At 79.0% G+C, this 6,528-nt stretch carries 6 protein-coding genes; all 6 read left to right on the top strand.

The annotated features are described in order from the left end of the window. Positions 1 to 1,724, top strand: a 1,724-nt coding sequence (locus VER05_RS13470; protein ID WP_324845852.1) for a hypothetical protein, incomplete at its 5' end; no start/stop codon positions are given. After that, positions 1,721 to 2,773, top strand: a complete 1,053-nt coding sequence (locus VER05_RS13465; RefSeq protein ID WP_324845851.1) for an HAD-IIA family hydrolase — start codon at positions 1,721 to 1,723, stop codon at positions 2,771 to 2,773. The genes VER05_RS13470 and VER05_RS13465, both read left to right, overlap by 4 nt. Positions 2,774 to 2,907: 134 nt before the next feature. After that, on the top strand, positions 2,908 to 3,051 hold the full coding sequence (locus VER05_RS13460) for a hypothetical protein (protein ID WP_168216818.1): 144 nt from the start codon (positions 2,908 to 2,910) through the stop codon (positions 3,049 to 3,051). Positions 3,052 to 3,057: 6 nt separating this feature from the next. After that, the gene (locus VER05_RS13455; protein ID WP_324845850.1) at positions 3,058 to 3,948 is read left to right on the top strand and encodes a TlyA family RNA methyltransferase; all 891 of its coding nucleotides are present in this window, start codon (positions 3,058 to 3,060) and stop codon (positions 3,946 to 3,948) included. Then, positions 3,945 to 4,859 (top strand): NAD kinase, encoded by a 915-nt coding sequence (locus VER05_RS13450; RefSeq protein WP_324845849.1) that lies wholly within the window; start codon positions 3,945 to 3,947, stop codon positions 4,857 to 4,859. The genes VER05_RS13455 and VER05_RS13450 overlap by 4 nt, the downstream gene beginning before the upstream one ends. A 16-nt stretch (positions 4,860 to 4,875) precedes the next feature. Continuing rightward, a partial coding sequence (gene recN, locus VER05_RS13445) for a DNA repair protein RecN (protein WP_324845848.1) occupies positions 4,876 to 6,528 on the top strand: 1,653 nt, incomplete at its 3' end.

Below are 6,528 nucleotides of genomic sequence, written 5' to 3'. Positions count from 1 at the left end.
AGGGCGGGCAGCGTTCCGGCGGGTACGACCGCTCCGCCCCGCGCACGGGCGGCTACCGGCGCGACGCCGAGGGCGGCGAGCGCACGGGCGGCTACCGCTCGGACCGCGGCGCCTCGCGCCCCGGCGGCCCCGCGCGCGGCGACCGCCCCGGCGGCGAGCGCGGCGGGTACCGCGGCGACCGCCCGGCCGGTTCGGAGCGCAGCGGGTACCAGCGCGAGGACCGCGGTGGCTACCGCGGCGGGCGCGAGGGCGGCGCGCGTGCGCCCGGCGGCGAGCGTGGCGGCTACCGCCGGGACGACCGCGGCGAGCGCGGCGGATACCAGCGCGAGGACCGTGGTGGCTACCGCGGCGGGCGCGAGGGCGGCTCGGGTGCGCCCGGCGGCGAGCGCGGCGGCTACCGCCGGGACGACCGTGGAGACCGTGGCGGGTACCAGCGCGAGGACCGCGGTGGCTACCGCGGCGGGCGCGACTCGGGCGCCGGCGCGCCCGTCGGCGACCGTGGCGGCTACCGCGCGGACCGCGGCGGACAGGCCGGCGGCGGCTACCGCGGCGGCCGGGACGGTGCGCCGGCGCAGTCCGGCGACCGCGGCGGCTACCGGCGCGACGACCGCGGCGGTGCGCAGGGCCAGGACCGCGGCGGCTACCGCGGGAACCGTGACGGGGGCCAGGGCGGGTCCGGCGGCTACCGCCGGGACGACCGGGGCGACCGCGGCGGTCACCCGCGCGACGACCGCGGTGGCTACCGCGGAGCGCGCGACGGCCAGGACCGGGGCGAGCGCGGCGGCTACCGCGGCGACCGCGACGGCGGCCGCGGGTTCGACCGGGGCGACCGCGGTCCGCGGCACGACGGCGACGACCGCCGGCCGAGCCGCCCGCCGCAGTCCGTGCGCGAGTACGGCCCGGAGATCCCCGAGGACGTCGAGTTCAGCATGCTCGACCGCGAGGTCCGGGCCCGCCTGCGCACGCTGAGCAAGGACAACGCGTGGGCGGTCGGGCGGCACCTGGTGATGGCCGGCCGGCTGATCGACGAGGACCCCGAGCTCGCCTACGAGCACGCCCAGGCGGCGGTGCGGCACGGCGGCCGGGTCGACGTGGTGCGCGAGGCCGCAGGTCTGGCGGCGTACCGGACCGGCCGGTTCGCCGAGGCGCTGCGGGAGCTGCGCACGGTGCGGCGGCTGAACGGCTCGTCGGAGCACCTGGCCGTGATGGCGGACTGCGAGCGCGGCCTCGGCCGGCCGGAGCGCGCGATCGCCCTGGCCGCGTCGCCCGAGGCCGAGGACCTGGACCCGACGACGCGGGTCGAGCTGGCGATGGTGGTCAGCGGGGCGCGCCTCGACATGGGCGACCCGGACGCGGCGATCGCCGCGCTGTCGGGCATCGGCTCGGGTCCGGTGCGCACGCTGCTCGCGGCGCGCGTGGTCCAGGCCCGGGCGGACGCGCTGCGCGCCGCCGGCCGTGCCGCGGAGGCGGACGAGGCCGAGTCGTCCGTGCCCGCCGCCCTGCTCGCGCAGGTGCAGGGCACGGACGAGGACGAGGACGTCGTGGTGTTCGACCTCGACGAGGACGCGGACGGGATCGAGGACGCGGACGAGTCCGCGGACGACGCGTCGCCCGCCGACACGGCCGACGCCGACGCCGAGCCCGCCGACGCGTCGCCGGCCGACGCCGACGACGACACCCCCGACGCCGCCCCCGCGGGCGACGAGGACACGGAGGACGAGTGACCCACGCACGGCTCCTCGGCAGCGCCACCCCGCTCGCCGAGGCCTACGACCTGGCCCTGGTCGACCTGGACGGCGTCGCGTACCGCGGCCACGAGCCCATCGACGGCGCCGCCGCCGGGCTCGCGGGCGCCCGTGCGGCCGGGATGCGCCTGGTGTTCGTGACCAACAACGCCTCGCGCGAGCCGGAGTCGGTCGCGGACCAGCTCACTTCGCTGGACATCCCGACGCAGCCGGGGGACGTGCTCACCGCCGCCCAGGCGTGCGCCGCGCTGCTGGCCACCCGGCTGCGGCCGGGCGCGAGGGTGCTCGTGGTCGGCGGCGCCGGCCTGGTCACCGCGGTGCGGGAGGCGGGCTTCGAGGTCGTCGCCTCGGCCGACGAGCACCCGGAGGCGGTGGCCCAGGGCTTCGCCCCGGAGCTCGGCTGGGCCCAGCTCGCCGAGGCCGCGTACGCGGTGGCGGGCGGCGCGTGGTTCGTCGCGAGCAACCTCGACAAGAGCCTGCCGACGGCCCGGGGCTTCGCGCCGGGCAACGGCGCGCTCGTGGGCGCCGTGCAGGCGGCGACGGGCGTGGTCCCGGACAGCGCGGGCAAGCCCGCGTCGACGATGTACGAGATCGCCGTCGAGCGGCACGGCGCCCGCGCGGCGCTGGTCGTCGGCGACCGCCTCGACACCGACCTGGCGGGCGCCCGCACCGGCGGGTTCGCCGGCCTGCACGTGCTGACCGGCGTGAGCACGGCGCGCGACGACGTGCTCGCGCCCGCCGGCCTGCGCCCGCACTACATCGCGGCCGACCTCGGCGGCCTGCTGGTCCCGCACCCGGAGCCGGTGCCGGCGGCCGAGGGCTGGTGGACCTGCGGGGACGCCGCGGCCCGGGTCGCCGCGGGGCGCCTGGAGCTCGGCGGGGCCGCGCCGGCCGGCGTCGACCTGGTGCGTGCGGCCTGCGCCGCGGCGTGGGCGGCGGTGGACGCGGGCGAGCACCTGGACGAGTCCACGGTCCCCGACCTGCGTGTCACCCCCGAGGACGCCGCGGGCGTGGGCGCCGGCCGGTAACCTGGCCGGCAGCGCAGGGGATCAGCAGCACCAGGACACGTGGAGAGAACCAGCCAGGGGGACGCGACGGGGCCGGCACGCCGGGCCGTCGCGGGCTGGCGGCAGCCGCCGCAGGCGGAGTGGGGAGTGGAGCCGTGGAGCCGACGGGCGACCAGGCGGTGGACCAGGCGGTCGTCCGCCTGACCGAGGTCACCGAGCTCACCTTGCGTGAGCAGCTCGCCGTGTTCGACGCCGTGCACACGGCCCTGCAGGACCGGCTCGCCGACGCGGAGGGCTGAGGGCTGGTGCCGACGCGCGTCGACGCCGCCCTGGTCCGTGACGGGCTCGCCCGGTCCCGGAGGCACGCGGCCGAGCTGATCGCGGCCGGCCGGGTGACGGTCGACGGCGCGCCCGTGCGCCGCGCGGCGGCCCCGCTCGGCGACGACCAGCGCGCCCGGGTCGCGCCCGACCCCACCGGCGCGCCCGCGGACGACTGGGCGTCCCGCGGCGCGCACAAGCTGCTCGGCGCGCTCGAGGCGTTCGGCGACGTCGTCGTCGAGGGCCGGGACTGCCTGGACGCCGGCGCGAGCACGGGCGGGTTCACGGACGTGCTGCTGCGCCGCGGCGCCCGCCGGGTGCTGGCGCTCGACGTCGGGCACGACCAGCTGGTCGACCGGCTGCGCGCGGACCCGCGGGTCGAGGCCCGCGAGGGCGTGAACGTCCGGTACCTCACCCCGGCGGACGTCGACCCGGCCCCGGGGCTGGTGGTGGCCGACCTGTCGTTCATCTCGCTCACGCTGGTGCTGCCCGCGCTGGCCGCGGTCGCGGCGCCCGGGGCGGACCTGCTGCTCATGGTCAAGCCGCAGTTCGAGGTCGGCCGCGAGCGGCTGGGCTCCGGCGGGGTGGTGCGCAGCGCCGAGCAGCGCGCGGAGGCGGTGCTGGCCGTCGCCGCGGCCGCCGAGGAGCACGGGCTCGCGGTCGCCGGCGTCGCGCGCAGCCCGCTGCCCGGCCCGAGCGGCAACGTCGAGTACTTCCTGCGGCTGCGCCGCGGCGGAGCCCGCGCGCACGACGCCGCGCACGACGCCGCGCACGACGCCGCGCACGACGCCGCGCACGACACCGGCGCCGCCCTCACCGGCGACGCCCTCGCGGCCCGGGTCCGGGCCGTCGTCACCGAGCAGGAGGAGGGCGCATGACCGGCAGGCGGGTCCTGGTCGTCACGCACAGCGGGCGGCCCGAGGCGGTCACGGCGACCGAGGAGGCCGCCGCCGCGCTGGAGGCGGCCGGCTTCACGCCGGTGCTCGCGGGCGAGGACGTCCCCGGCATGGCGTTCCACGACATCGAGCTGGCCATGATCCTGGGCGGCGACGGCACGATCCTGCGCGCCGCCGAGCTGGCGCGCGGCGCGGGCGTGCCGCTGCTCGGCATCAACCTGGGCCACGTCGGCTTCCTCGCGGAGAGCGAGCGCGACGACATCAAGGAGGCGGTCCGCCGGATCGCGGCGGGGGACTACACCGTCGAGGAGCGGACGACCCTCCAGGTGCAGGTCCAGGTGCCCGGCCGGCCCGACCCCGTGACGGGCTGGGCGCTCAACGAGGCCGCGCTGGAGAAGGCGGAGCCGGCGCGCATGGTCGAGGTCGTGCTCGAGGTCGACGACCGCCCGCTGTCGAGCTTCGGCTGCGACGGCGTGGTGCTCGCGACGTCCACCGGGTCGACCGCGCACGCGTTCTCGGCCGGCGGGCCGGTGGTCTGGCCGGAGGTGGACAGCCTCATCGTGGTGCCGCTGTCGGCGCACGCGCTGTTCGCGCGGCCGCTGGTCGTGGGGCCGCGCAGCGTGATCGCGGTCGAGGTGCTGACCCGGTCGCCGTCCCCGGCGGTGCTGGTGTGCGACGGGCGGCGGCGCATCGAGGTGCCCGCGGGCTCGCGCGTCGAGGTGCGCCGGTCGCCGGTCCCGGTCAGGCTGGCCCGGCTGACGCCGGCGCCGTTCACGGACCGGCTGGTGAACAAGTTCGCGCTCCCCGTGGTCGGGTGGCGGGGGCGCGCGACGGAGACCCCGGCGCGCACCCGGGGGACCGGCGCCACCCGCGCGCCGGCCGACGAGGACTGAGGGGGCGGACGCGCGCGTGTTCGAGGAGATCACGATCAGCGACCTGGGCGTCATCACCGGCGCCCAGATCCGGCTGCACCCGGGGCTGACCGTCCTGACGGGCGAGACCGGCGCGGGCAAGACCATGGTGCTGACCGGGCTGAACCTGCTGCTCGGCGGCAAGGCGGACCCGGCGACGGTGCGGACCGGCGCGTCGACGGCGGTCGTCGAGGGCCGGGTCGTCGTGCCGGACGGGTCGCCCGTGCTCGAGCGGGCCGAGGAGGCCGGGGCGGCGGTGGACGACGACGGCGGCCTGCTGCTGGTCCGCACCGTCCAGGCCGCCACCGACGGCACGCCCGGCCGGTCCCGCGCGCACCTCGGCGGCCGCTCCGTGCCGCAGGCGGTGCTCGGCGAGCTCGCCGAGCAGCTCATCACCGTGCACGGCCAGCAGGACCAGGCGCGGCTGCGCTCTCCGCAGCACCAGCGGGAGGCGCTGGACGCCTTCGCGGGCGCCGCGCACGCCGAGCTGCTGGCGGAGTACCGGCAGGCGTGGGCCGAGCGCGGCCGGCTGCAGGCGACGATCGACGACCTGACCGCCCGGCGCCAGGACCTCGCCCGCGAGGCCGAGCTGCTGCGGCTGGGGCTGGCCGAGGTCGAGCGGATCGACCCGCAGCCGGGGGAGGACACCGAGCTGGCGCAGGAGATCGTCCGGCTGGAGCACGCGGAGGACCTGCGCGCCGCGGCCACGGGCGCGCACGCGGCGCTGCTCGGCGACGAGGACGCCCCCGACGACGGCGCGACCGCCGCGGCCCTCGTCGAGCACGCCCGCCGGCTGCTCGACGGCGCCGGCGGCCACGACGCCCGGCTGGCCGAGCTGCGCGACCGGGTGGCCGAGGCCGGCTACCTGCTCGCGGACGCGGCCACCGAGCTGTCGTCCTACCTCCAGGACCTGCAGGCCGACCCGCTGCGCCTCGACGCGGCCCAGACCCGGCGCGCGGAGCTCGCCTCGCTGACCCGGTCGTACGGCGAGGACGTCGCGGCGGTGCTGCGCTGGGCCGAGGAGAGCGGCCGCCGGCTGCTCGACATCGGCGACGGAGACGAGAAGGTCGCGGAGCTGACGGTCGAGCGGGACGCGCTGGACGCGACGCTCGCCGACCTCGCGACCCGGATCGGCGCGGCCCGGCGCGAGGCCGCCGAGCGCCTCGCCGCGACCGTCTCCGCGGAGCTCGCCGGGCTGGCGATGGGCGGCGCGAGCCTGACCGTCCGGGTCGAGGCTGCGCCCGAGCCGGGCCCGCACGGTGGAGATGTCGTGGAGATGCTCCTGGTCCCGCACGCGGGCGCGCCGGCCCGGCCGCTCGGCAAGGGCGCCTCGGGCGGCGAGCTGTCGCGGGTGATGCTGGCCCTCGAGGTGGCCCTCGCGACGTCCCCGGACCAGGGCGAGCACCGGCCCGGGACGTTCGTGTTCGACGAGGTGGACGCCGGCGTCGGCGGCCGCGCCGCGACCGAGGTGGGGCCCCGTCTGGCCTCGCTGGCACGGGGTTCGCAGGTCCTGGTCGTCACCCACCTGGCCCAGGTCGCCGCGTTCGCCGACCGGCACCTCGTCGTCACCAAGTCGCGGGACGGCGCGATCACCGCGTCGGGCGTGGCCGAGGTCACGGGGGAGGACCGGGTCCGCGAGCTGGCCCGGATG

The sequence above is a fragment of the Cellulomonas sp. genome (genome assembly GCF_035634735.1).
Lineage (GTDB): Bacteria > Actinomycetota > Actinomycetes > Actinomycetales > Cellulomonadaceae > Cellulomonas.
The sequence above is the reverse complement of the archived record's forward strand: the minus strand, read 5'-3'. Positions and strand labels throughout refer to the sequence as shown.

What these genes read in the sequence shown, in the direction of transcription:
- VER05_RS13450 (WP_324845849.1), top strand. Translation starts at nt 3,945, where the DNA reads ATGACCGGCAGGCGGGTCCTGGTCGTCACGCACAGCGGGCGGCCCGAG.